The organism is Streptacidiphilus carbonis (assembly GCF_000787775.1).
GTDB classification, from domain to species: domain Bacteria; phylum Actinomycetota; class Actinomycetes; order Streptomycetales; family Streptomycetaceae; genus Streptacidiphilus; species Streptacidiphilus carbonis.
Map to the genome: position 1 here is coordinate 1 of NZ_BBPM01000075.1, position 25,310 is coordinate 25,310.

Genomic DNA, 25,310 nt, shown 5'->3' on the forward strand with positions numbered 1-25,310 from the left:
CTCCAGTGCGCCCACCTCCCGCTAACGCCGTACCGCGATAACGGCCGAGCTGGTCGGGGTGGTGAGGACCTCGGTGGCCACGAGGTCAGGATGGGTGAGGTAGAAGAGTCGGAGTTCGTCCACCTCGCCGGCGAAGCGGGGTGGCCAGTCCGGTGACGGGGTGAAGTCGTCGAGGATGAGGACGCCGCCGGGGGCGAGGAGGTCGACGACATCTTGTTGGGCGTCGCGTTTGCCGCCGCCGTCGCAGAAGAAGACGTCGAACGGGGCGTGCTGCTCCAGGAGGCGCCAGTCGCCGGCGAGTACCTGTACCTGTTCCTCGTCGGCGAAGATGCCGGCTGCGGTGCGGGCCAGGGCTGCGTTGCGTTCTGCGGTGACCAGGCGTGCGCCGCTGCCGAGGCCGCTGTGCAGCCAGGCGGTGCCGACGCCGCAGCCGGTGCCGCTCTCGGCGATGGTGCCGGTGGGCTTTGCGGCAGCGGCCAGGCTGAGAAGGCGGCCGACCTCACGAGTGCAGCTGAGCGTGAACCCCGCCGCAGCGGCGGCGCGTTCTGCGGTCGCCACGCGGGTCGGGACGGCGGGTGGTGCGGTGGCCATGGCATTCCCCCTGGCTGGCTATGTGGCTTGGTGGCTTGGCAGTTGACAGACGGAGCCGGCGAGCGCGGTCATCCTGCCAGAGGCCGTTCGGTCTCGGCTGCGCGGACTGCCGCCGCTTCCAGGTGGCGCGAGAATGGTGGCCCTTTCCTGAGGCCATCACGCCGGTGATCGGGAAGACGGCGGGGGGCGCTGTTGCGGGCATGCGGTCAGGACATCCTGCCTTCGGCGGCCGCGCAACGGCTTTGCGGCAGGCGCGGTCGGCCGGCACTGGCGCGCCCCGGGAATAGTTGAGTGCTCAAGGATGCTGGGGTGGGTGGATCACAGGTGAGTGGCTCACAGAGAGGAGCAGGGCGTATGGCGATCCAGAACGTGGACGAGGCGGTTTCGGAGAAGTGGCGGCGGGCCGGGCTGTTCTTCGAGGCGAAGGACTATGCCGAGGCCGCACGGATCCTGGAGGATGTCGTGGCCGAGCTGCCCGGGCAGGTGGACGTACGGCTGCTGCTGGCGCGGGCGTACTACCACTCGGCTCAACTGCGGCGCGCCGAGGCGCAGTTGCGTGAGGTCATCGAGCGGGACCCGGTGGAGCACTATGCGCACCTGATGCTGGGGCGGACCCTGGAGCGGCAGGGCCGGTCGGAGGAGGCGAAGCCTTGGCTGCGGATCGCGGACGCCTTCGCGGGTGAATTTCCCGAGGCCGTCCGGGCCGTGGACGAGGCCGATGCGGCGCTCTGACCGGTGGGTTCGACGAATCGGGGCGGCGGTGGCCGGTGCCGTCGCCCGGGTTCGGGTGCCCCGGGCCGTCGACCGTACAGCACCGGCGCTGTACGCTGATGCCATGTCGAAGCACATCACCATTCGGGTGGATGAGGAGTTCCACGCCCGTCTGGCAGCGCGGGCGGCAGCTGAGGGGACGACGATCACGGCGCTCGTGACCGAGGTCGCCAAGCGGGAACTGGACGCCGATCGTCAGCGGTCGCTCGATGCGGCAGCTGAGTTCAACACGGCTGAGAACTGGGCCTACTTCCAGGATCGGTTCGGACGTAAGACCGCGTGACGAGGGAACAGAGTGTGAAGGCTGACGAGGCATGGGCGTGGAACGTCCTGGCACACCACCTTCCCTCCGACCCGACCGTGTGGGATCCCTCCGGGATCAGTGCGGCGATAGCCCGCCACGCCACCGACGTGGTGCTGGTGGCCGATGAGGAGCCGCGCGACATCTGCTGGCGCGCGGCCGCGCTGCTGCACACCCTCGCCGTGTGCCCGCCGCTCGACAGTCCCATGAACGAGTTCTACGCGGCGACGCTGACCCGCTCGTACCTCGCGATGGCGGGGATCAAGCAGCTGCCCAACAGCTTCGCCCTCGCGGACCTGGTCGAGCACGCCAAGGAGCGCCGCGCGGATGTCTTCGCGACGGCGGAGGCGCTGCGACAGCTCACCGACCTGGACTGACCAGACCGAGCGAGAGCCTCAAAGCGCGCCTCACCGCGCCCCGCGCCTCACCGCGGGTCCGGCCGGTCGACGTTCCAGTGGCGGACGACCTGGCAGAACCAATCGTCGAGGGCCTCGCTCTCCCGCTTCGCCATGAAGGAGAAGCGGCTGATGGTGCGCTGGCCCCCCTCGCCGTCGCCGTACAGCAGGTCGATGTTGACGCGGTCGCGCTCCTTCATCTGCTCAAGAAGCGTCGCGTGGTCCGGGTCGGAGGGCTCGCGCACGGCAGCGTGCCAGAAGCCGGTGTCGCCCGGCGCGATGTAGAGGTCGCGGCCCTGGCGGTGGAAGTCGTCCACCGGCGGGTGCTCGTGCTCGGCGAACTGGGGGCGCTCGCCGATGCGCCAGCCGTGGATGACGGCAAGGCCCGGTCCGACGTTGCGGATCGACGCGGCGAGGTAGACCACGTCGTTCTCCAGGGTGATGTATCCGGCGCTGCCGGGCAGGTGTGCGTACTGGCCGTCCTGCCAGAGCACCTTCTGCTTCGGCGCCTCCGCCCGGGAGGTGATCAGCAGAGGCCGGAGCGACGCCTGGACGGAGCGTTCGGCCGCGCGGGCGGAGCGCTCCGCCGAGCGGACCGCGGAGAAGGTGGCGGCGGCAAGCACGAGTGTCCCCGCTGCGGTGCCCAGATTGGAAAGTGTCGCCCAGTCAGTCATGGGGTACCTCCAGCCGGACCAGCCGGCGAACTCCTGGGGGTGACGCATCTGCGATCCAAGGCATAAAGGCAGGGTAAAGGATCGCCGAACGAGCCACGGACGGGTTATGGGTGCTGGGTACAGCGATCCTATGTGCGTACTGTGGGAACCGAGTGGACCGAGTGAGACCGCCGGCTCCGCGTTCCGGTCGAAACCGGACGGATGTTCCCCGCGTCTCACAGTCAGGAAGCCTCAAGCAATCGCACAGCAACACCGACGAACTAGCCGGAAGGCCAGGTGGAACCCATGGGTGCACTGTCCCGCAGGAACGTACTCTCCGGAGGTGCCGTCGCGGCGGCCACCGCCCTGGGGGTGACCGCCTGCGCGGATGGTTCCGTTCCTGCGAGAGGCTCGGCGGGGGACAGCAAGCCCGGCAGCAGCAAGTCGGCCTCGGGGTCAGGCGGCTCGGCCTCGCCCGGGCCCACCAGCGCGGGCGCCGTCCCGATCGGCGACGGCTCGACCTCCGACACCGGACTGCAGCCGCACCAGCCGGTTCCTGAACGGCTCAAGCCCGGGCAGCGGCCGCCGCAGTTCGTGGTCTTCTCCTGGGACGGGGCCGGCGAGGACAGCAAGAAGCTGTTCTCGCACTTCCGGCAGGTCGCCCAGGAGACCAAGGCGACCATGTCGTTCTTCCTCTCCGGCATCTACCTGCTGCCCGAGAGCAAGAAGGACCTCTACCTGCCGCCCGGCCACAAGCCCGGCGCCTCCGACATCGGCTACCTGGCCGACGAGCACATCCACATGACACTCCAGCAGGTCGGCGCGGCCTGGCTGGAGGGCCACGAGATCGGCACCCACTTCAACGGCCACTTCTGCAGCCCCAGCAACGGTGTCGGCACCTGGAACACGGCGCAGTGGCGCAGCGAGCTGGAGCAGGCCGTCGGCTTCGTCACGAAGTGGCGCACCAACACCGGGTTCAAGGACCTGCCGGCGCTGCCCTTCGACTACCGCAAGGAGCTGATCGGCGGCCGCACCCCCTGCCTGCTGGGCCGGGACGCGATGCTGCCGGCGGCCAAGTCCATGGGCTGGAAGTACGACGCCAGCTCGCCGGGCGGCAACCAGGTCTGGCCGGGGTTCTACAAGGGGCTGTGGGAGTTCCCGCTGCAGTCGATCCCCTTCCCCGGGCACAACTTCCAGGTCCTGTCGATGGACTACAACATGCTGGCCAACCAGTCCCCCAACGCGAGCATCAACGGCGACCCCGCCAAGCGCCCCGCCTGGCAGCAGCAGTCCTACGGCGCGTACATGGCCGGGTTCAACCGGGCGTACACCACCAACCGCGCGCCCTACTTCATCGGCAACCACTTCGAGAGCTGGAACGGCGGCATCTACATGCGGTCGGTCGAGGAGGCGCTGCGCGACATCGCGTCCAAGCCCGACGTCCGGCTGGTGTCGTTCCGTCAGCTGGTGCAGTGGCTGGAGGCGCAGGACCCGGCCGTGCTGGCCAAGCTGCGGACCCTGCAGGTCGGGCAGAAGCCGACCAACTGGGCCGAGTACACCTCGCCCGCTCCGGCCGGGTCGACCGCATCGGCCAAGGCCTCGTCGAAGGCCTCGGTGCCCGCGCACGCCTGAACAGGCGCTCCTGAACGGGCACTCCTGAACGGGCAGGCACGCCCGAGCGCGTACCCCTCAGGGTCGGGCCCCGGCCGCCGTCACCGGCGGCCGGGCCCGACCCTGGTGACCTCGACGAGGCCGGTGCCGTAGCGGGCGTCGAAGGCGCGCTGGTCGGCGCCGGTGCTGTGGACGGTGGTGACCCAGACGGCGCAGCGCACGCCGTCGCTGGCGGTCCAGGAGGTCACCTTGATGCCCTGCCGGCGCCAGTAGCCCCGGTCGGCGCCGATCCGTTCCAGCAGTTCGTGCTGGCGGTTGTAGGCGTAGTGCGAGTCGATGAAGGACAGCCGGGTGTGCCCCGCCACCGAGCGGGCCGCCGTGTCCAGCGCCGGGTTCGGGACCCGGTAGACGATCAGCCGGTTGTGCGGGCCGTCGACCACCACTGTGGTGTAGCTGTCGGCGAAGTGGCGTTCCAGGAAGGGCGCCAGCCGCTGCACCACCGGGTCGAGGCGGCTGGGACGGTGGTTCCTGGCGCGCCCGCCGCGCGAGCCGCCGCCCGCCGATCCGTCCGCGGACCCGCCGGTCCCGCCCGGGTGGGTGCAGGCGGTCGCGACCGTGCTCAGCAGCGCGGCCAGAGTCGCCGCTGCCACGATCCGTCCCGATCGCCCCCGCCCGTCCATGCTCCCCCGTCCCGATGCCCCCGTACGTCCCGGTGCCCGCGCGCGCCGCAGCACGCCCCGTGCGCCCGTGCCGCACCCCGGTTCGGCCGTCCGTACCAGGGCGAATATGGGACGAGAGCGGTGGCCCGCACGGTTCCGCTCGTGTGTACGAAAGCCGCTCCGGGGGTACAGGTCCAGCCGATCGGCGGGGGCGCGGCCAGGCCTCCGGAGGGACGTCCGGGCTCCGGGGGCGCGGGAGTATTCAACTGACCACCCTTCTGCCGCAGTCCTGTTGTGTCCGCCACGGAGCCGTAGCATGCATCGAGCCACAGCCTCAGCCCCCGAAGCGCCGCGTACCCGGCGCGTCGCCGCCCGATCCGTCGTCTGGTACCTGCGGGTGGTCGGCTTCGTCAACCTCTCCGCCGCGGTCTCGGTGACCCTGCGGGAGCAGGTGCGACACCACAACTCCGGCGACTACTACACCCCCTACCTGCTCACCGCGGGCTTCACCTCGGCCGTGTTCGCGCTGCTCATGGCGGTGATGATGAACCGTCGGAAGCGGGCCGCCTGGATCGCCAACGCGGTGGTCTCCGGGCTGCTGCTGGCCGATCTGCTGGTCGCCATGGTGCGCCACCCGCAGATCAGGGCGCACGGCTTCAACTGGGCCACCGCGGTGGTCATCGCGCTGTTCGTGACGGCGCTGGTCGTCGGCCGCCGCGAGTTCCGGGCCAAGGGCGACCCGGCCAATCCGCGGCTGGCGGCCGGGGTGCTGTTCGGCGGCGGTCTGCTGACCCTGCTGGCCGGCACGCTGCTGGTGGGCGCGACCAACACCGAGGCGGGCTCCTCGCTGCCCGGACGGATGCACTACGTGCTGCTGCGCGCGATCACGCTGGGCTTCAACAGCGGGTGGGACCTGCATGTGGCGGTCCCGCGCTGGGTGGACGTCTCGGTCAACGTGCTGAGCGTGGGCGTGCTGCTGCTGGTGCTGTACGCGCTGTTCCGCTCGCCGAAGGGCAAGGAGTTCCTCGGCGACGAGGACGAGGCGCGGCTTCGGGCGCTGCTGGAGCGGCACGGGGAGCGCGACTCGCTGGGGTACTTCGCGCTGCGCCGGGACAAGTCGGTGGTCTTCTCCCCGTCCGGCAAGGCGGCGGTGACCTACCGGGTGCTCGGCGGGGTCTCGCTGGCCTCGGGCGATCCCATCGGCGATGTGGAGGCCTGGCCCGGCGCCATCGAGGCCTGGCTGGCGCAGGCGCGGGAGCACGCCTGGGTCCCCGCGGTGACCGGCGCCAGCGAGGAGGGCGGCATCGTCTACGCACGGCACGGACTTGACGCCCTCGAACTGGGGGACGAAGCCATCGTCGAGGTGGCCGACTTCAGCCTGGAAGGGCGCGCGATGCGCGGCGTGCGCCAGGCGCACAACAAGGTACGGCGTGCCGGCTACAGCGTGATGCTCCGTCGGCACGGCGACATCGCCGAGCCCGAGATGGAGACCCTGGTGCGCCGGGCCGACCAGTGGCGCGACGGCCAGACCGAGCGGGGCTTCTCGATGGCGCTCGGCCGGCTCGGCGACCCCGCCGACGGCCGGTGCGTGATGCTGGAGTGCCGGGACGCGGACGGTGAACTGCGGGCGCTGCTGAGCTTCGTCCCCTGGGGCGAGCACGGGCTCTCGCTGGACCTGATGCGCCGTGACCGGGATGCGGACAACGGCCTGCTGGAGTTCATGGTCATCGAACTGCTGCAGGGTGCGGGCCAGTTGGGCATCGAGCGGGTGTCGCTGAACTTCGCGGTGTTCCGCGCGGTCTTCGAACGGGGTTCCAAGCTCGGCGCCGGACCGTTCCTGCGCTCCTGGCGCTCGGTGCTGATGTTCTTCTCGCGCTGGTGGCAGATCGAGTCGCTGTACCGGGCCAACGCCAAGTACCGCCCGCAGTGGGAACCGCGCTACGTCCTCTTCGAGCGCAGCCGGGACCTGCCCAGGATCGCCATGGTCAACGCCTGCGCGGAAGGCTTCATCGCCGCGCCCAGGCTGCCTTCGCTGCTGCGCGGCCGCCGACGCGGCCGGACCGCGGTGCCGGAGCCGGAGCGGGAACTGCAGGAGGTGGCCTGAGCGGCTGCCTCAGTCGTCGGCTGCCTGCGCGGGGATCGAGCCCTCGGGCCGGAACGGGAGGACGGCGCTGACCAGGTAGCCGCCCTCCTCGGTGGGCCGGGCCAGCAGGCTGCCGCCGAGCTGCTGGGCCCGCTCGCGCAGCCCCACCAGGCCGTGCCCGCCGCTCGGCAGCACCAGCGGCTCGGCCCCCGGCGCGGCCGGACCGTTGCGGACCTCCACCTGCAGCCGGACGCCGTCCGCCCGCACCCTGACGGTCACCGCGGCACCGGGCGCGTACTTGCGGATGTTGGTCAGCGACTCCTGGACGGTGCGGTAGGCCGCCCGCTCCACCGGCTCGGGCCAGGCCGGCGCGGACGGCCGGTCCGGGACCGGGTCCAGCACCGCGTCCAGCCCGCTGGCGGCGACCAGCCGGGGCAGGTCGGCCAGGGTCGGCTGGGGGGAGAGCTCACGTCCGTCGCCGCCGGCCGCGCGCAGCACCCCCACCATCTGCCGCAGCTCCTCCAGGGTCTTCACGGACAGCTGGCGGATGGTTCTGGCCCCCTCCGCGGTGGCGGCCGGGTCGTCCGCGCGCACCTGCAGCGCGCCCGCCTGGATCGAGATCAGACTGACCTGGTGCGAGACCACGTCGTGCATCTCCCGGGCCAGCCGGGCCCGCTCGGTGGACAGCACGCTGTGCGCCAGGAGCCGCTGCTCGCGCTCCTGACCCCGGGTCAGCTCGTCCAGCCGTACCGCCAGCTCCCGCCGGGTCAGCACCAGCAGGCCGAGCACCACCGGCGCGATCGCGGTCATCAGCGAGTACATCGCCGCGAGCGCGGTGGTCCGGTCCCACTGCACCGGCACGTCGCTGTACGGCCAGGGCAGGAACTGGGCCACCGCGAGCAGCAGCGCGCAGCCGCCCACCACCCAGCGGCGGCGTTCGGCGGCGGCCAGCGAGTAGAGCGCGATCATCGGGGCCAGCCAGATGTAGCTCAGCTGCAGCCCGGGCAGGGTCAGCAGCATGACCACCAGCGGCCAGCGGCGGCGGAGCAGCAGCGCGGCGGCGGCCGCCAGTGAGGTCGACATCTGGACGACCGAGGTCAGGTCGTTGGCCAGCAGCGCGTCGAAGACGGACAGCAGCACCGGCACCGGGACGGTGATCCAGGGGCTGAGGTACCAGTGGCTCCGGTACCACCTGCCCGGGTGCGGGCGGCCCAGGTACCACCGGCCCAGGTACCGGCGGTGTGCCTCGGACCGCGTGGCCGGGGGGCCGGCACCTGCGGACCCGGTGCCCGGGGGGCTCATGCCCGGGGCTCGGATCCGCCGCCCAGCAGTCCGGCCTGGTGGGCGAAGACCGCGGCCTGGACCCGGTTGGAGGTGCCCAGCTTGCCCAGGATCGCGCTGATGTGGTCCTTGACCGTGCCGGTGCTGAGGAACAGCCGGGCGGCGATCTCGGCGTTGGACAGGCCCTCGCCCAGCAGCGCCAGCACGTCCAGCTCACGGGTGGTCATGGTGCGCAGCCGGGCCGCGGTCTGACGGTCGGGGCCGGCGTCCAGGTAGCCGGCGATCACGGTGTCGGTGACGGCGGGGGAGAGCACCCGGCCGCCGTCGGCCAGCACCCGTACCGCCTGGACCAGCTGCTCCGGGTCGGTGTCCTTGAGCAGGAACCCGGCCGCGCCGCCGCGCAGCGCGGTGCCGATGTACTCGTCGGTGTCGAAGGTGGTGAGCATCGCCACGGCGGGCGGCTGCGGCAGCGTGTTCAGTGAGCGGAGCACGGTGATCCCGTCCACGTCCGGCATCCGGATGTCGAGCAGGACCACCTGGGGGTCGTGCCGGCCCACCGTCTCCAGGGCCTCGGCGCCGGAGCAGGTGGCGACGACTTCGATGTCAGCTGCCGAGCCGACGATCAGGCTCAGACCCGACCGTACGAGTGTCTCGTCGTCGACGATGACCACGCGGATCAACTCGGTGACCTCTTCTTCAGTCCGTCGGCGGACGTCCCCTGCGGACGTCCTCTGGGACGAGGGTACGAGAGGCCGGGCGTGCCGGCGGCACGGGCTTGCCGAACGCTCACCCGGCGGGGTGGGGCGGCGGGGTCCCACCCGGCGGGGTGGGGCGGCGCGTGGCGGCGGCGCCCCACCGTGTCGGCTACAGCCGGTTGACCGCGGTCACCCGCAGGACCGCGCGGCCCTCCTCGTCGGAGGAGGCCAGGTCGACCTCCGCGCTGATGCCCCAGTCGTGGTCCCCGGCCGGGTCGTCGAAGATCTGCCGGACCAGCCAGGCGCCCTGCACCGAGTCCTCGTCGATGAGCAGCATCTTGGGTCCGCGGGCGTCAGGACCGGTGCCCAGGTCGTCGTGCTCGTCCCAGTAGGCGTCCATGGCGTCGGCCCAGGCGTCCTGGTCCCAGCCGCCGTCCTCCGAATCGAGCTCGCCCAGGTCGTAGTAGCGCTCCAGCGCCGCCAGCTCCACCCGGCGGAACATCGCGTTGCGGACCAGGACGCGGAAGGCGCGGACATTGGTGGTGACCGGAGCGGTCTTCTCGTCCAGCATCTGCAGCTCCCGCTCCTCCTCGTCCTCCGGGTTGGCCAGCTTCTCCCACTCGTCCAGCAGGCTGGAGTCGACCTGGCGGACCAGCTCGCCCAGCCAGGAGATCAGGTCGCGCAGGTCCTCCGACTTCAGGTCGTCCGGGACGGTGTGCTCCAGCGCCTTGTAGGCGCCGGCCAGGTAGCGCAGCACCAGTCCCTCGGTCCGGGCCAGCTCGTAGAAGCCGACGTAGTCGGTGAAGGTCATCGCGCGCTCGTAGAGGTCGCGGGCGACCGTCTTGGGCCGCAGCGGGTGGTCGCCGATCCAGGGGTGCACCCGCCGGTAGACCTCGTAGGCGTGGTTGAGCAGCTCCTCCAGCGGCTTGGGGTAGCTGATCTCCTGGAGCCGCTCCATCCGCTCCTCGTACTCGATGCCGTCCCGCTTCATCTCGGCGACGGCCTCGCCGCGGGCCTTGTTCTCCTGGGCGGCGACGATCTGGCGCGGGTCGTCCAGGGTGGCCTCGACCACGGACAGCACGTCCAGGGCGTAGCTGGGGGACTCGACGTCCAGCAGCTCGAAGGCGGCCAGCGCGAAGGTGGAGAGCGGCTGGGTGAGCGAGAAGTCCTGCTGGAGGTCGACGGTGAGCCGGACGATACGTCCGGTCTCGTCGGGGGTTTCCAGGCGTTCGATCACGCCGCCGGCCAGCAGCGAGCGGTAGATGGCGATGGCCTCGCTGATGTGGCGGCGGCGCGCCTTGGCGTCGTCGTCGTTGTCGGTCAGCAGGTGCCGCATCGCCTCGAAGGCGTTGCCGGGGCGGTTGATGACGGACAGCAGCATCAGATGGCTGACCCGGAACCGGGAGACCAGCGGCTCCGGCTGGGCGTCGATCAGCTTGTTGAAGGTCTCCTCGCCCCAGGAGATGAAGCCCTCGGGGGCCTTCTTGCGGACCACCTTGCGCTTCTTCTTGGGGTCGTCCCCGGCCTTGGCCAGGGCCTTCTCGTTCTCGGTGACATGCTCGGGGGCCTGCGCGACCACGGTGCCGACGGTGTCGAAGCCGGCCCGCCCGGCCCGTCCGGCGATCTGGTGGAACTCCCGCGCCCGCAGCAGCCGCACCCGCTGCCCGTCGTACTTGGACAGCGCGGTGAACAGCACCGTGCGGATCGGGACGTTGACGCCGACGCCCAGGGTGTCGGTGCCGCAGATGACCTTGAGCAGCCCGGCCTGAGCCAGCCGCTCCACCAGCCGGCGGTACTTGGGCAGCATCCCGGCGTGGTGCACGCCGATGCCGTGGCGGACGAAGCGCGACAGGTTGCGGCCGAACTTGGTGGTGAAGCGGAAGTTGCCGATCAGTGAGGCGATGGCCTCCTTCTCGGCCTTGGAGCACATGTTGATGCTCATCAGCGCCTGGGCCCGCTCCACCGCGGCGGCCTGGGTGAAGTGCACGACGTAGACCGGCGCCTGCCCGGTGGAGAGCAACTGCTCCAGGGTGTCGTGGATGGGGGTGCGCTGGTACTCGTAGAACAGCGGGACCGGGCGGGTGACCGAGCTGACGGTGGTGGTTGGGCGGCCGGTGCGGCGCTTGAGGTCGGCCTCGAATCGGCGGACGTCGCCGAGGGTCGCCGACATCAGCAGGAACTGCGCCTGCGGCAGCTCGATCAGCGGCACCTGCCAGGCCCAGCCGCGGTCCGGCTCGGCGTAGAAGTGGAACTCGTCCATGACCACCTGGCCGACGTCGGCCTGGGCGCCGTCCCGCAGCGCGATGCTGGCGAGCACCTCGGCGGTGCAGCAGATGATCGGCGCCATCGGGTTCACGCTCGCGTCGCCGGTCATCATGCCGACATTGGCGGTGCCGAACATCTTCACCAGGTCGAAGAACTTCTCGGACACCAGCGCCTTGATCGGCGCGGTGTAGAAGGTCCGCTGCCCGGCGGCCAGCGCGGCGAAGTGCGCACCTGCTGCGACCAGGCTCTTTCCCGAACCGGTGGGGGTGTTCAGGATGACGTTGGACCCGGAGACGATCTCGATCAGCGCCTCCTCCTGCGCGGGGTAGAGGGTGATCCCGCGCTCCTCCGCCCAGCCCGCGAACGCGGTGAAGAGGTCGTCGGGCTGGGGGTCGGCGGGGATGAGATCAGTCAAGGTCACTGGTCCATCTTGCCTGGTTCCCGTCGCTCCGTGGTCCAGCGGTGCGACGCGCGCCCGTTCATGATCGGTAACCTGCCGGCAACCTCCGGGGTCTATCGCGGTGCGGTGGTGGCGGTGCAGACTTCTACGCGCGTCCATCTACGCGCGTCCGTCGCGATGGTGCTACCTCATCCTGCCCTCCTGCCCCTGGAGACCCAGTGCCCCTGAACCGCCGTGACTTCGTGGCCCGTTCCGCCGCCGTCGCCGCAGGTACCGCCGTCGTCGCCGGAGCGGCCCCGGTCACCGCCGAGGCCGCCTCGCCCGAGCTCCAGCACGCGGGGAGGAAGCCCAAGCCCAACCCCACCTACAGCTTCAGCATCCTGGGCACCACGGACGTCCACGGCAACTGCCTCAACTGGGACTACTTCAACAACGCCGAGTACGACGACAGCGTCCACAACGACGTCGGCCTGGCGAAGATCTCCACCCTGGTCACCCAGCTGCGCGAGGAGATCGGCCACGACCGCACGCTGCTGATCGACGCCGGCGACATCATCCAGGGCACCCAGCTCAGCTACTACTTCGCCCGGGTCGAGCCGATCGACGTGGGCGGCCACAAGGCGCCCAAGCACCCGATGGCGCTGGCGATGAACCACATCCGCTACGACGCGGCGGCGCTCGGCAACCACGAGTTCAACTACGGCATCCCGCTGCTCCGGGCCTTCGAGAAGCAGTGCGACTTCCCGCTGCTGGCCGCCAACGCGATCGATGTGAAGACCTCCAAGCCCGCCTTCGAGCCCTACATCATCAAGCGGATCCGGGTGCCGCACCTGCCCGACGTCAAGGTCGGCATCCTGGGGCTGACCAACCCGGGCATCGCCATCTGGGACAAGGCCAACGTCAGCGGCCGCATGTCCTTCAACGGCGTCGCCGAGCAGGCCGCGATCCACGTCCCCCGGGTGCGCAGTGCCGGGGCCCACGTGGTGATGGTCACCGCCCACACCGGCATCGACGAGGCCACCTCCTACGGCGACCAGATCCCGTACCCCGAGGACGCGGCCGGCGAGATGGCGGCGGACGTGCCCGGCATCGACGCGGTGCTGGTGGGCCACACCCATGTCGAGGTGGACCAGCGACTGATCACCAACACCGCGACGGGGAAGACCGTGGTGCTGTCCGAGCCGCTGAAGTGGGGGATGCGGATCAGCCGCTTCGACTTCGAGGTCGAGCTGGTCCGGGGCTGCTGGGAGGTCACCTCGGTGAAGTCCTCGGTGCTCAACTCCAACACCGTCGCCGAGGACCCGGCGGTGGTGAAGCTGCTGGCGACCGAGCACGCCGCGGTGGTCACCTATGTGAACCAGACCATCGGCACCTGCACCACCGACCTGTCCATCGCCCGGGCGCCGTTCCAGAACGTGCCGATCGTGGACCTGATCGGCAAGGTCCAGGCGGACACCGTGAAGGCCGGGCTGGCCGGTACCAGCTATGCGGACCTGCCGGTGCTGGCCCAGGCCGCGCCGTTCAACCGGACCGCCGACATCCCGGCCGGCACCGTGCGGCTGCGTGACGCCGCCGGACTGTACATCTACGAGAACACCCTGGCCGCGGTGGTGCTCACCGGCGCGCAGCTCAAGGACTACCTGGAGTTCTCGGCGCACTACTACAACACCCTGGCGGTGGGCGCGCCGATCGACGAGGCGACCCTGACCAACGCCGGCAACCTGCCCGACTACAACTACGACGAGGTGTACGGCCTCTCCTACGACATCGACGTGTCGCAGCCGGCCGGTTCGCGCATCCTCAATGTCAGCTACAACGGTGCGGCGCTCGACCCCGCCCAGCAGTTCGTGCTGGCGATCAACAACTACCGGGCCAGTGGCGGCGGCAACTTCCCGCATGTGGCCACGGCCACCCAGATCTGGACCAGCTCGGACGAGATCCGCAACACGATGATCGCCTGGGTCAAGGCCAAGGGCGAGATCAACCCGGCCGACTTCGCGGCCCGCCCCGGCTGGCGCCTGGTCCGCGCGGGCGTGCCGCTGTACTAGGGAGCATCCGGAGGGGTGTCCCGTCGACGTCGACGTGACACCTTACCGAATCCTGAAGAACAGGCGTTTTTGCTGGTCGTCCACGGTGCCACGTGGTGAACTTGAAACATGAACAAGGAAGGCAGGCCGGTCGGGCGAAGGGTCGTGCTCGGCGTGGCCGCGCTCGGAGCCGCCGGGGTGGCCTTCGGGGCACGGTTCCAGAACGGCATCGACAGCTTCCTGGCCACGGTCGACAGCAAGGACCCCACCGGGCTGACCGGGCTGCTGCCCGGCGGCGGGGGCTTCCAGATCTACAACGTCGCGGACTCGCTGCCGCACAAGAGCGACCAGGACTACCGGCTCACCGTCGACGGGCTGGTGGACCGCCCCGCCACCTACACCCTGGCCGAGCTCAAGGCGATGCCGCAGACCACCCTGGTCAAGGACGTGCAGTGCGTGACCGGCTGGCGGGTGCCCAGCACCCAGTTCGGCGGGGTGCTGCTGTCGCACCTGCTGGAGACGGCCGGGGTGAAGCCGGAGGGCAAGGCGCTGCGCTTCACCTGCTTCGACGGCGTGTACAGCGAGAGCCTGACCCTGGACGAGGCCCGCCGCCCGGACATGATGGTGGCGCACCAGATGAACAACGCGCCGGTCACCGACGCGCACGGCGGGCCGGTCCGGCTCTACGCGGCGCCGATGTACTTCTACAAGTCGGCCAAGTGGCTGTCCGGCATCACCGTCACCGACCGGGTCATGCCCGGCTACTGGGAGCACTACGGCTATGACGTCGAAGCCTGGGTCGGGAAGTCCAACGGGCGCAACGATGCACCGACCTCCAGCTGATCCCGGGGAGCGCTACCGGTTCACCGTCGTCGAGCGGTGGGTGCACCGGACCACCTCCACCCTGATGATGACCGCGATCATCACCGCTGCCTGCCTCTACCTGCCGTTCCTGGCCGAGATCGTCGGACGGCGGCGGCTGCTGGTGATCATTCACGAGTGGTCCGGCATCCTGCTCCCGGCGCCGCTGCTGGCCGGGATCTTCTTCCGCTCGCTGCGCGCGGACCTGACCCGGTTGAACCGCTTCGGTCCGCACGACCACGGCTGGGCCTGGCGGGCCGTGCGGCACGGCACCGGGGCAGCCGGACCGGCCGGGAAGTTCAACGCCGGCCAGAAGCTGTTCTCGGCGTTCATCGCCGGCGCGGTGCTGGTGATGGTGGGCACCGGCCTGATCATGTGGTTCCCGCACCTGTCCGCGCTGACGGTGCGGACCGGCGCCTCCTTCGTCCACGACTGGCTGGCCCTGGTCGTCGGGATCCTGGTGATCGGCCACATCCGGATGGCGCTGAAGGACCCGGAGGCCCGGTACGGGATGCGCACCGGACGGGTCTCCCGGGCCTGGGCCAAGCGCGAGCACGCGCTCTGGACCGAGGACCGGTCGGAGAACTCCGACAGGTGATCGCTGGGCGCGGGCCTTCGCCCGCACGCCCTGAGCGGAGGTCAAGCGCCCCCGCACGAAGGAGTTTCCCGAGCTGCGGCCGGGTCGGCGAAGGTGTCAACAGCGGTGCCAGGGGGACCTCCTGACTGCGCCCTGGACAGGACGGGTATGGTGCTCCTGAACGGAACAGTTGCACACCGACCTCACTAGGCGGATAGTCTTCGCTCCACGGCCCTGGTGCCTTCCAAGGGGTGGGATATGAATCAAATGCAGCATGCGCGCAGTAGGCCGCGGGTTCCCGCGGTCCAGTGCGGCGTAGGAGCGGCGAGCCGACGGCTCGACCGTCATCTCGCCGTGCTCGGCGCGCCTGCGCTCCCGCAGGTGGATGTGGCGGAAGCGGTCGGCCTCATAAGGGAGCTGACGCCCCGTGGGGTCAGTACTCCTCCGGCGCGGCCCAACCAGGGCGCCCGAATGGTGTTGCTCGCTCCGCTCAAGCGTCTTACCCGCTCGCTCTTCGGCGGCCGCAAATAGTCGCCGTCAGCCCGGCCGGGACCGCACAGGTCCCGGCCGGGTTCGGCATGCCCGGGGACTCTGCGACCTTCGGCGCCGTCCACCCCGCAGCTGGGCGAACCCCCGCGGGCCGGCGCGTAGCGCTGTGAGTCGGGCCGATGAAACCCGTGTGAACTGAGCCGATCCACCACCAGGCATCCGAAAGTATGGATCAATCCGGCGGCTTGGGGATCGAACACCCGTCTGCTGGGCAAGGGTATCCCTGCACGGACGGCGGGGCGCGGTCATGCGGAGGTGGGGCGGGCGATGGACGGCACGGCGCGCGAGGACCGGCTCAGGGTCGGACTTCTCAGCAGAGAGTTCCCACCCGATGTCTACGGCGGGGCCGGCGTCCACGCCGAGTTCCTGGCAAGGGAGTTGCGCGGACTGGTCGATCTGGAGGTGCACAGCTGGGAGGTGCCGGGCCAGCCCCGGGACTCGCCCGGGCTGCACCGGCACGGACCCGCACCGGACATGGCCGACGCCAACGCCGCGCTGCGCACCCTCTCCGTCGACCTGGCGCTGACCGCGGCGGTCGCCGACCGCCAGCTGGTGCACTCGCACACCTGGTACGCCAACCTCGGCGGACACCTGGCCAAGCTGCTGCACGGCATCCCGCATGTGCTGACCGCCCACTCGCTGGAGCCCCTGCGGCCTTGGAAGGCCGAGCAGTTGGGCGGCGGCTACGCCCTGTCCAGCTGGGTCGAGCGGACCGCCGTAGAGGCCGCCGACGCGGTCATCGCGGTCTCCCACGGCATGCGGCGGGACCTGCTGGCCTGCTACCCGGCGCTGGATCCGGCGAAGGTCCCGGTGGTCCACAACGGCATCGACACCGAGCTCTACCACCCCGACCCGGGCACCGACGTTCTGCGACGGTTCGGTATCGACCCGGACCGGCCCACCGTGGTCTTCGTCGGCCGGATCACCCGACAGAAGGGCGTGCCGCACCTGCTGCGCGCCGCCCGGCGGCTGGACCCCGCGGTGCAGCTGGTGCTGTGCGCGGGCGCCCCCGACACCGACGAGGTGGACCGCGAGTTCCGGGAGCTGTTCGCCGAGTTGAGCGCGGGCCGGGAGCACGTGCACTGGATCGCCGAGATGCTGCCGCGCCCCGATGTGGTGCAACTGCTGTCCAGGGCCGCCGTCTTCGTCTGCCCCTCGGTCTACGAACCGCTGGGCATCGTCAATCTGGAGGCGATGGCCTGCGGCACCGCGGTGGTCGCCTCGGCGGTCGGCGGCATCCCCGAGGTGGTCGACGACGGCCGCACCGGCCTGTTGGTGCCCTACCAGGGCCGGGACGCCGAGGAGTTCGAGAAGTCCTTCGCGGCGGCGGTGGACAGCCTGGCACTGGACCCCGAGCGCGCCGCCCGCTTCGGCGCGGCCGGACGCGAGCGCGCGGTCGCCGCGTTCGGCTGGGACGCCATCGCCCGCCGCACCGTGCAGGTCTACCAGGACGTGCTCGACCGCAGCAGCAACAACAACAGCAGCGGCAACAACAGGGGCAGCAGCAGCGGCGGCAGTGCCGACAGCGACACCAACAGGGGGAGCGCCCATGGCCGGTAGCCCGTCAGTTCTCGGCATCGTCCTCGCCGGCGGCGAGGGGAAGCGGCTGATGCCGCTCACGGCCGACCGGGCCAAGCCCGCGGTGCCCTTCGGCGGCGCCTACCGTCTGATCGACTTCGTGCTGTCCAACCTGGTGAACGGCGGGATCAACCGGATCTGCGTGCTGACCCAGTACAAGAGCCACAGCCTGGACCGCCACATCACCCAGACCTGGCGGATGACCAGCATCCGCGGCGACTACGTCACCCCGGTCCCGGCCCAGCAGCGGCTCGGGCCGCGCTGGTACCTGGGCAGCGCCGACGCCATCTACCAGTCGCTCAACCTGGTCTACGACGAGCAGCCGGACTACATCGTGGTGTTCGGCGCCGACCATGTGTACCGGATGGACCCGCAGCAGATGCTGCGCCGTCACATCGAGTCCGGTGCCGGGGTGACCGTGGCCGGGATCAAGGTCCCGCGCAGCCAGGCCTCCGACTTCGGTGTGATCACCACCGCCTCCGACGGCCGCTCGGTCGAGGGCTTCCTGGAGAAGCCCGCGTCGCCGCCCGGGCTGCCCGACGACCCGGACCGGGTGTTCGCGTCCATGGGCAACTACATCTTCACCACCAAGGTGCTGCTGGACGCACTGCAGCGGGACGCCGAGGACGAGGGCTCGGTGCACGACATGGGCGGCAGCATCCTGCCGATGCTCACCGACAACGGCCAGGCCGAGGTCTACGACTTCGACGACAACCAGGTCCCCGGCGAGACCGAGCGCGACCACGGCTACTGGCGCGACGTCGGCACCCTGGACGCCTACTACGAGGCCCACAGCGACCTGATCTCGGTGCACCCGGTGTTCAACCTCTACAACCGGCACTGGCCGATCTTCACCCACCCCGCGCAGCGGCCGCCGGCCAAGTTCGTGGCCGGCGGGATGGCGGCCGAGTCCATGGTCTCCACCGGATGCATCATCAGCGGACAGGTCACCGGCTCGGTGCTGGGCCCCGGCGTGGTGGTGGAGTCCGGCGCGGTGGTGCAGGAGTCGGTGCTGATGGACGGGGTCAGGGTGGGCCGGGGCGCGGTGGTGCGCAAAGCGATCCTGGACAAGAACGTGGTGGTGCCGCCCGGCGCGGTGATCGGCGTGGACCCCGGACGGGACCGCGAGCTCTACACCGTCTCCGCGGGGGGAGTGGTGGCGCTGGGGAAGGGGCTGCGGGTGCGCTGACCGGCGGCGCGGCGGCGGACCGGTGCCGGGGAGCGGGATCACCGGCCCGGCCTAACGCACCGGGCGCCGCCGCGGTGGGGCACCTACGTTCGTAGGAGTCACGCCCGGACCCCGGGCACCCGGCTCCGAGAGGGCGTCACCCCATGCGCAGTCCCCGCCGATCCGCCGCCGTCGTGTCCGCAGGGCTGGCCGCGCTGGTCCTCAGCTCCACCGTGGCCTGCTCCAGCAGCACCAAGAGCAGCGCGTCGAGCGCTGCCAGCGGCAAGGCCGCCGCTGCCGTGTCGTCCGTCAAGGCCAAGGCGTCCGGCGTCGCCGTGAGCGCGTCGGCCAAGGCGGCCTCGGCCGCCGCCTCCGGCAAGGCCGCCGCCAAGTCGACGGGCAAGGCGAGCGCGTCCGCCACGGCGGTGGCCAAGAACGTCAGCGCCGGCGCCTTCTGCGCCACCGCAGGGGCCTCCGGGGAGACCGCCAAGGGACTGGCCGTCACCTGCGCCGCGGACAGCAAGGGCAAGGACCGCTGGACCTCGGCGGCGGTCTCCGGCACCAACGCCAGGGCGGGCGCCTTTTGCGCCACCACCGGGGCCAAGGCGACCGGCAGCAACAGCACCGCCCTGGTGTGCAAGGCGGGCTCGGACGGCCGCGACCGCTGGACCAAGCAGTAGGGCGGACCGACAGGTCGAACCGGCCGAAGGGATCGAACAGTAAGAACGGCCGGTCGGGACTCCTGCCAAGGCGCAGGAGTCCCGACAGCGTTCCCGGGGGAGGAGCGGGGCACCGAGCAGAAGGAGGGCACAGCGGATGGCGTTGCACACGGGTCGTCAGGAGAGCCACGACGGCAAGGGCGGGCACCGGGTATCGGTCAACCCGTTCCTGGGCGCGGCCAACCCGGAGGTCGGCATGGTCACCGCGCCGCCCAAGCACCGGATGCCCTCCGGGCCGATGCCGGCCGACACCGCCTACCAGATCGTCAGGGACGAGCTGATGCTGGACGGCAACGCCCGGCTGAACCTCGCCACCTTCGTCACCACCTGGATGGAGCCCCAGGCCAATCTGCTGATGGCCGAGTCGGTCGACAAGAACATGATCGACAAGGACGAGTACCCGCAGACCGCCGAGCTGGAGCGCCGCTGCGTCGCCATGCTCGCCGACCTGTGGAACGCCCCCGACCCGGCGGGCGTGGTCGGCTGCTCGACCACCGGCTCCAGCGAGGCCTGCATGCTGGCCGGGATGGCGCTGAAGCGCCGCTGGATGCGAAAGAACGCCGAGCGCTACGCGGCCGGCGCCCGGCCCAACCTGGTGATGGGCGTCAATGTCCAGGTGTGCTGGGAGAAGTTCTGCAACTTCTGGGAGGTGGAGGCCCGCACCGTGCCGATGGAGGGCGACCGCTACCACCTGGACGCGGCCTCCGCGGTGGCGCTCTGCGACGAGGACACCATCGGCGTGGTCGCCATCCTCGGCTCCACCTTCGACGGCAGCTACGAGCCGGTGTGGGACATCTGCGCCGCCCTCGACGAGTACCAGGCGAGTACCGGACACGACATCCCGGTCCATGTCGACGGGGCGTCGGGCGCCATGGTCGCGCCCTTCCTCGACCCGGAGCTGCGCTGGGACTTCCGCCAGCCCAGGGTGGCCTCGATCAACACCTCGGGCCACAAGTACGGGCTGGTGTACCCGGGCGTCGGCTGGGCGCTGTGGCGGGACCGGGACGCGCTGCCGGAGGAGCTGGTCTTCAAGGTCAACTACCTGGGCGGCGAGATGCCCACCTTCGCCCTCAACTTCTCCCGGCCGGGGGCCGAGGTGGTCGCGCAGTACTACACCTTCCTGCGCCTGGGCCGGGACGGCTACCGCGCGGTGCAGCAGACCAGCCGGGACATCGCGGTATCGCTGGCCCGGCGGATCGAGGCGATGGGCGTCTTCCGGATGATCAGCCGCGGCGAGGAGCTGCCGGTCTTCGCCTTCACCACCGAGGACGACGTCACCGCCTTCAATGTCTTCGACGTCTCCCGGCGGCTGCGCGAACGCGGCTGGCTGGTGCCCGCGTACACCTTCCCGGAGAACCGCACCGACCTGGCCGTGCTGCGCATCGTCTGCCGCAACGGCTTCTCCAGCGACCTCGCCGACCTGCTGGTCGACGACCTGGCCCGGCTGCTCCCGGAGCTGCAGGCCCAGTCGGGTCCGCTGCACGCGTCCGGCGACCCCTCGGGCTTCCACCACTGACCGGGGCTGCCCGGCCGGGCGGATCTAGGGCCAGAGCTGGTCGCGGGTCCAGCCGGTGGCGGCGGCGGTGTAGCGGAGCCGGACGTGGCCGCGGCCGGGGGCGCCCTGCCAGAACTCGACGGTGGCGGGGCGCAGCAGGAACAGGGCGTGAACCGGGGTGGTCAGGTCCGGGTCGGCGGTGACCCGGGCCAGGGCCTCGGCGTAGGCGCCGGCCAGTTCGGCGCGGTCGGCGAGGGGCTCGCTCTGCCGGCCGACCAGGGTGGCGGCCCGGGAGCCGGGCAGCCGGGAGCGGAAGTCCTCGGCGGCGGTTGCCTCGTCGGCGCGGACCACCGGGCCGCGGAGCCGGATCTGCCGGCCCTGCTCGCGCCAGTGGAAGCCGAGCGCGGCCTGCGGGCAGTCGGTGAGCTGACGGCTCTTCGGGCTGTCCGCGTCGGTGGCGAAGGCCCAGCCGTCGGCGGTGGCGTCGCGCAGCGCGACGATCCGCAGGTCCGGGCGGCCTTCCCGGTCGACGGTGGCCAGGGCCATCGCATGGGGCTCGCTGACGCCGCAGCGGACGGCGCCGGCCAACCACTTCAAGAAGAGCGGAAACGGTTCGCCCGGGGCCGCCGAGGGGTCGAAGGACGGCAGCGGCTCCCTGAGCATGGGGACACCGCAGAGGAGGGTGCGTACGGGTGAGGGCACGGGGCTCAGCGTACCCAGGGGCCTCGACTTCGACTGCGGCGTGTGCATGGCTGGTCGCGCAGTTCCCCGCGCCCCCAAGGGTCTGCAACTGGCTCAGTTGCAATCGTCAGGGGCGCGGGGAACTGCGCGACCAGCCTGCTACGGTCCGCAGACAAGAACCGGCCTATTCCCGGGCACCCAGCGCCGCTGCGATGGAGGCGGCGAGGCGGTTCAGGTAGTCGCCGGTGACCGGGGTGCGGACCACGGCCAGGCGCCAGTACAGGGGGCCGGCGATCAGGTCCAGGGCCAGGTCCGGGTCGGTGGACTCGGGCAGCTCGCCGCGGGCCACCGCCTTGCTCACCAGCGCGGCGCTGCTCTGCCGCTGCGCGGCGTCCAGCGCGGCGGCCAGGGTCTCGGCGATCTCCGGGTTCCGCGCCGCCTCGGCCAGCAGGTCCGGCACGATCTGCGCGGCCAGCGGATGCCGCAGCACCCGGGCCAGTACATGGACGAACATCCGCAGGTCGTTGCGGAGCGAACCGGTGTCGGGGAGGACCAGGCCCAGCGCGGCGACCTCGGAGACCACCTCGATGACCATGGGGAGCTTGGAGCGCCAGCGCCGGTAGACGGCGGTCTTGCCGACCCCGGCCCGGCGTGCGACGGCCTCGATGGAGAGCCGCCCGTACCCGTTGGCGGCCAGTTCCTCGAACACCGCGGTGCGGATCGCATCGGTGACGTCGTCGCGGAGGACCGCCGCGCCGGCCGGGGCCCGTTTACCCCCGTCCGACCTGTCGGTTCTCTTTGGATCCCCAGTCAGCATGGCGCCATTGTAGCGTCAGGACGATACGGTTGCGTTCTCACGTGGAAGCCCCTAGTTTTTCCCTTACTACGACGAGACGCTACCGTTCCGTCGTATCGGTCGGGGGCAAAGGGCTTGGGAGTAGCGTGTCCACGGTGTACGAGCAGCGGCTGCTAGGTGTCGCCGGTCCCGATGGGGACTCGGGCTTGAGCCCCGGCGACCTTGCGGCCAGGTACGGACTTGCGGTCAGCGGTAAGCGGCCGTCGCTGGCCGGGTACACCCGGCAGCTGTGGTCGCGGCGCCACTTCATCGTGGCGTACGCGACGGCCAGGCTGACCGCGATGTACACCGCGGCCAAGCTGGGCCAGATCTGGCAGGTGATGACGCCGCTGCTGAACGCGGCCGTCTACTACCTGATCTTCGGTCTGCTGCTGGGGACCAAGCACGACATCCCCAACTTCATCGCGTACCTCTGTACCGGTGTGTTCGTCTTCCAGTTCACCCAGTCCGCGGTGCTGTCCGGGACCCGGTCCATCGCCGACAACCTCGGGCTGATCCGGGCGCTGCACTTCCCGCGGGCCTGCCTGCCGATCGCCTTCACGGTGATCCAGCTCCAGCAGCTGCTGTTCTCCATGGCCGTCCTCGCGACGATCGTGCTGGCCACCGGGGAGCCGCTGACCTACCGCTGGCTGCTGGTGGTCCCGATGCTGCTGCTGCAGTCGGTCTTCAACAGCGGCCTGGCCATGATCATGGCCAGGATCGGCGCCAAGACCACGGACATGGCTCAGCTGATGCCCTTCATCATCCGGACCTGGATGTACACCTCGGGCGTGTTCTGGAGCGTCACCACCTTCACCGGCAAGGCCCCGCACTGGGTCGCGGTGATACTGGACAACAACCCGGCGCTGATCTTCAACAACCTGATGCGCTACGCACTGATGGACTCGGTTCCGGCGAGCAGCCTGCCGAACCATGTCTGGATCATCACATGTGCCTGGGCGGCGGTGGTCGGTCTCGGCGGCTACATGTTCTTCTGGAAGGCCGAGGAGGAGTACGGACGTGGCTGAGACCTCGACGAACGAACGCAGTACGGCGGCGGACATGGACGGATCCATCGACCCGGAGGAGCGGGAGCGGCTGGCCAAGGAGGAGGAGCTGCGGCAGATCGCGGCCTCCAGGCGCGCCGAGAAGGTCCCCACGGTGATCGTGGACGACGTCCATATCGTCTACAAGATCTACGGCGCCGGCGCCGGGCGCGGCTCGGCGACCTCGGCACTGTCCCGGATCGTGCGCCGCAAGGCGTCCCCGGCGCTGTCCGAGGTGCACGCGGTGCGCGGCATCAGCTTCACCGCCTACAAGGGCGAGGCGGTCGGTCTGATCGGCTCCAACGGGTCGGGCAAGTCCACCACGCTGGCCGCGGTGGCCGGGCTGCTGCCGACCGCCTCCGGGGCGATCTACACCGACGGCCAGCCGTCGCTGCTGGGTGTGAACGCCGCCCTGATGAACGACCTGACCGGTGAGCGCAACGTGGTGCTGGGCTGCCTGGCCATGGGCATGTCCTACGCGGAGGTGCGCGAGAAGTACCAGGGCATCGTGGACTTCTCCGGCATCAACGAGCGCGGCGACTTCATCTCGCTGCCGATGCGGACCTACTCCTCGGGCATGGCCGCGCGGCTGCGGTTCTCCATCGCCGCCGCCAAGACCCACGACGTGCTGCTGATCGACGAGGCGCTGTCGACCGGTGACAGCGCCTTCCAGAAGCGCAGCGAGGACCGGATCCGGGAGCTGCGCAAGGAGGCCGGTACGGTCTTCCTGGTCTCGCACAACAACAAGTCGATCCGGGACACCTGCGACCGCACCATCTGGCTCGAAAGCGGTGTGATCCGGGCGGACGGTCCCACCGAGGAGATCGTCTCCGAATATGAGAAGTACATGAAGAACCGCCGGTAGAACAGGTAAGCCCAGGTAAGAGCCGTACCAACAGCATATGACGCCATGACAGCCCCGCCGCCGCCACCCCCGGCGGCGGGTTTGTCACACCGGAGTCCTAAGCTATGAGCAAGATCCCCGGGATCGACCCCGGGCGGAGCTGACCGGATGCGGCGCAGGCGCGGCAGTGGGAGGCTGGCGTGTCCGCTGTGGGCAGGCCGTGAAGATCGGTGTAGAACGGGGGGGTGGCGGTCATGACAGTGCGTCGGCAGGCAGCAGGGAACGAGCAAGCAGTCGAGCAGGCAGCGGTCGGTCGGACGGGGAGTGCGCAGCAGGCCTCCGCGGTGGTGCTGGACAAGGCGGCCCGGGAGAACTTCCCCGTCGCCCCGTTCTTCATGCCCGCCGCGATGCGGGAGGGGCTGATGGCCGTCTACGGCTTCGCCCGCCTGGTCGACGACGCGGGCGACGGCGACCTGGAGGATCCGGCGGCCACCGCGGCCGTATTGGGCGCCGCTGATGCCACGGCAGGGGCGCTGCTGGAGGGTCTGGAGACGGACCTCGACCGGGTGTTCGAGACGGTGCTCGGCACCCCGGGCGCCGAGGCCCCCAGGCACCCGCTGATGGCCGACCTGGTCCCGGTGGTCGACCGCCACGGGCTCACCCCCGAGCCGTTCCGGGCCCTGATCCAGGCCAACCGGGTGGACCAGACCACCAGCCGCTACCCCGACATCGACGCCCTCATGGGCTACTGCGAACTCTCCGCCAACCCGGTCGGCCTGCTGGTGCTCCAGCTCGCCGGACTGGCCACCCCGGAGCGGGTCCGGCAGTCCGACGCGGTCTGCAGCGCGCTGCAGATCATCGAGCACCTGCAGGACGTCGCCGAGGACCGCGGCCGCGACCGGATCTACCTGCCCGCCGCCGACATGGCCGCCTTCGAGGTCGCCGAGGCCGACCTGGACGCGGACCACGCCGGACCCGCGCTGCGCGCCCTGGTGGCCTTCGAGGCGCAGCGCGCCCGGGTGCTGCTCGACCGGGGCGCGCCGCTGGTCGGCACGGTCGGCGGTCGGCTGCGGCTGCTGCTGGCCGGTTTCGCGGCCGGCGGCTACGCGGCCCTGGACGCGATCGCGGCGGCCGACAACGATGTGCTGGCCGGGGCGCCCAAGCCCCGAAAGAGCCGTCTCCTGCGGGAGGCGGCGGCGACTCTGGTGAGAGGACGGTGAGTCGG

24 protein-coding genes are annotated in these 25,310 nt (G+C 70.7%); 16 read left to right on the forward strand and 8 right to left on the reverse strand.

What is annotated here, in order from left to right:
• Positions 1-21 precede the first annotated feature (21 nt).
• Positions 22-591 (reverse strand): O-methyltransferase, encoded by a 570-nt coding sequence (locus tag TR46_RS33725; protein ID WP_042409800.1) that lies wholly within the window; start codon positions 589-591, stop codon positions 22-24.
• A 354-nt stretch (positions 592-945) separates the two neighbouring features.
• On the opposite strand from TR46_RS33725, the gene TR46_RS33730 reads away from it, so the two are divergent.
• From TR46_RS33730 to TR46_RS33740, 3 genes are all read left to right on the forward strand, one after another.
• Positions 946-1,323, forward strand: coding sequence for a tetratricopeptide repeat protein (locus tag TR46_RS33730; RefSeq protein WP_084719163.1), 378 nt, complete (start codon positions 946-948; stop codon positions 1,321-1,323).
• Positions 1,324-1,426: 103 nt separating this feature from the next.
• Positions 1,427-1,645: a toxin-antitoxin system HicB family antitoxin gene (locus tag TR46_RS33735; protein ID WP_042409807.1), complete on the forward strand. Its 219-nt coding sequence runs from the start codon at positions 1,427-1,429 to the stop codon at positions 1,643-1,645.
• A 14-nt stretch (positions 1,646-1,659) separates the two neighbouring features.
• Positions 1,660-2,040: a hypothetical protein gene (locus TR46_RS33740; RefSeq protein WP_042409810.1), complete on the forward strand. Its 381-nt coding sequence runs from the start codon at positions 1,660-1,662 to the stop codon at positions 2,038-2,040.
• A 47-nt stretch (positions 2,041-2,087) separates the two neighbouring features.
• On the opposite strand, the gene TR46_RS33745 is transcribed toward TR46_RS33740, so the two are convergent.
• Positions 2,088-2,732 (reverse strand): hypothetical protein, encoded by a 645-nt coding sequence (locus tag TR46_RS33745; RefSeq protein ID WP_152626835.1) that lies wholly within the window; start codon positions 2,730-2,732, stop codon positions 2,088-2,090.
• A 285-nt stretch (positions 2,733-3,017) separates the two neighbouring features.
• Here TR46_RS33745 and TR46_RS33750 point away from each other — a divergent pair, with 285 nt between their 5' ends.
• Complete coding sequence (locus TR46_RS33750) at positions 3,018-4,343, forward strand: polysaccharide deacetylase family protein (RefSeq protein ID WP_042409813.1); 1,326 nt, start codon at positions 3,018-3,020, stop codon at positions 4,341-4,343.
• Positions 4,344-4,423: 80 nt separating this feature from the next.
• On the opposite strand, the gene TR46_RS33755 is transcribed toward TR46_RS33750, so the two are convergent.
• On the reverse strand, positions 4,424-4,972 hold the full coding sequence (locus TR46_RS33755; protein ID WP_042409815.1) for a hypothetical protein: 549 nt from the start codon (positions 4,970-4,972) through the stop codon (positions 4,424-4,426).
• A gap of 325 nt (positions 4,973-5,297) precedes the next feature.
• Here TR46_RS33755 and TR46_RS33760 point away from each other — a divergent pair, with 325 nt between their 5' ends.
• Positions 5,298-7,085: a phosphatidylglycerol lysyltransferase domain-containing protein gene (locus TR46_RS33760; protein ID WP_042409825.1), complete on the forward strand. Its 1,788-nt coding sequence runs from the start codon at positions 5,298-5,300 to the stop codon at positions 7,083-7,085.
• 9 nt (positions 7,086-7,094) lie between these two features.
• On the opposite strand, the gene TR46_RS33765 is transcribed toward TR46_RS33760, so the two are convergent.
• The 3 genes from TR46_RS33765 to TR46_RS33775 all read right to left on the reverse strand — a co-directional run bounded on the left by TR46_RS33765 (position 7,095) and on the right by TR46_RS33775 (position 11,726).
• Entirely contained in the window at positions 7,095-8,366 is a 1,272-nt protein-coding gene (locus tag TR46_RS33765; protein ID WP_084719164.1) for a sensor histidine kinase, read from the reverse strand.
• Complete coding sequence (locus TR46_RS33770; RefSeq protein WP_042409827.1) at positions 8,363-9,025, reverse strand: response regulator; 663 nt, start codon at positions 9,023-9,025, stop codon at positions 8,363-8,365. Before TR46_RS33770 ends, TR46_RS33765 begins: the two co-directional genes overlap by 4 nt.
• Before the next feature lie 184 nt (positions 9,026-9,209).
• The gene (locus TR46_RS33775; protein WP_042409830.1) at positions 9,210-11,726 is read right to left on the reverse strand and encodes a DEAD/DEAH box helicase; all 2,517 of its coding nucleotides are present in this window, start codon (positions 11,724-11,726) and stop codon (positions 9,210-9,212) included.
• A gap of 197 nt (positions 11,727-11,923) precedes the next feature.
• Between TR46_RS33775 and TR46_RS33780 the strand changes: the two genes are divergently transcribed.
• From TR46_RS33780 to gad, 8 genes are all read left to right on the forward strand, one after another.
• Complete coding sequence (locus tag TR46_RS33780) at positions 11,924-13,753, forward strand: bifunctional metallophosphatase/5'-nucleotidase (RefSeq protein ID WP_042409832.1); 1,830 nt, start codon at positions 11,924-11,926, stop codon at positions 13,751-13,753.
• Between the two features lie 108 nt (positions 13,754-13,861).
• The gene (locus TR46_RS33785) at positions 13,862-14,575 is read left to right on the forward strand and encodes a molybdopterin-dependent oxidoreductase (RefSeq protein WP_042409835.1); all 714 of its coding nucleotides are present in this window, start codon (positions 13,862-13,864) and stop codon (positions 14,573-14,575) included.
• Positions 14,556-15,191 carry a cytochrome b/b6 domain-containing protein gene (locus TR46_RS33790; protein WP_042409837.1) on the forward strand — a complete coding sequence of 212 codons (636 nt, stop codon included), beginning with the start codon at positions 14,556-14,558 and terminating at the stop codon, positions 15,189-15,191. Before TR46_RS33785 ends, TR46_RS33790 begins: the two co-directional genes overlap by 20 nt.
• A gap of 237 nt (positions 15,192-15,428) precedes the next feature.
• Entirely contained in the window at positions 15,429-15,701 is a 273-nt protein-coding gene (locus TR46_RS44795) for a hypothetical protein (protein ID WP_084719166.1), read from the forward strand.
• 285 nt (positions 15,702-15,986) lie between these two features.
• Positions 15,987-17,279, forward strand: coding sequence for a glycogen synthase (glgA, locus tag TR46_RS33795; protein ID WP_084719167.1), 1,293 nt, complete (start codon positions 15,987-15,989; stop codon positions 17,277-17,279).
• Positions 17,269-18,486, forward strand: a complete 1,218-nt coding sequence (glgC, locus tag TR46_RS33800; RefSeq protein WP_042409840.1) for a glucose-1-phosphate adenylyltransferase — start codon at positions 17,269-17,271, stop codon at positions 18,484-18,486. Before glgA ends, glgC begins: the two co-directional genes overlap by 11 nt.
• Before the next feature lie 143 nt (positions 18,487-18,629).
• Positions 18,630-19,145 carry a hypothetical protein gene (locus TR46_RS38560; protein ID WP_052433333.1) on the forward strand — a complete coding sequence of 172 codons (516 nt, stop codon included), beginning with the start codon at positions 18,630-18,632 and terminating at the stop codon, positions 19,143-19,145.
• Between the two features lie 136 nt (positions 19,146-19,281).
• Complete coding sequence (gene gad, locus TR46_RS33810; protein WP_042409843.1) at positions 19,282-20,700, forward strand: glutamate decarboxylase; 1,419 nt, start codon at positions 19,282-19,284, stop codon at positions 20,698-20,700.
• A gap of 24 nt (positions 20,701-20,724) precedes the next feature.
• Here the strand turns inward: gad and TR46_RS33815 are convergent, their stop codons facing one another.
• A complete protein-coding gene (locus TR46_RS33815; RefSeq protein ID WP_042409847.1) occupies positions 20,725-21,381 on the reverse strand; it encodes a pyridoxine/pyridoxamine 5'-phosphate oxidase in 657 nt (218 codons plus the stop codon).
• 163 nt (positions 21,382-21,544) lie between these two features.
• A complete protein-coding gene (locus TR46_RS33820; RefSeq protein ID WP_042409849.1) occupies positions 21,545-22,177 on the reverse strand; it encodes a TetR/AcrR family transcriptional regulator in 633 nt (210 codons plus the stop codon).
• Positions 22,178-22,302: 125 nt separating this feature from the next.
• Between TR46_RS33820 and TR46_RS33825 the strand changes: the two genes are divergently transcribed.
• From TR46_RS33825 to hpnC, 3 genes are all read left to right on the forward strand, one after another.
• Positions 22,303-23,223 carry an ABC transporter permease gene (locus TR46_RS33825; protein WP_084719168.1) on the forward strand — a complete coding sequence of 307 codons (921 nt, stop codon included), beginning with the start codon at positions 22,303-22,305 and terminating at the stop codon, positions 23,221-23,223.
• A 97-nt stretch (positions 23,224-23,320) separates the two neighbouring features.
• Positions 23,321-24,106: an ABC transporter ATP-binding protein gene (locus TR46_RS33830; RefSeq protein WP_042409871.1), complete on the forward strand. Its 786-nt coding sequence runs from the start codon at positions 23,321-23,323 to the stop codon at positions 24,104-24,106.
• 233 nt (positions 24,107-24,339) lie between these two features.
• The gene (hpnC, locus tag TR46_RS33835; protein ID WP_063770735.1) at positions 24,340-25,305 is read left to right on the forward strand and encodes a squalene synthase HpnC; all 966 of its coding nucleotides are present in this window, start codon (positions 24,340-24,342) and stop codon (positions 25,303-25,305) included.
• Positions 25,306-25,310: the final 5 nt, after the last annotated feature.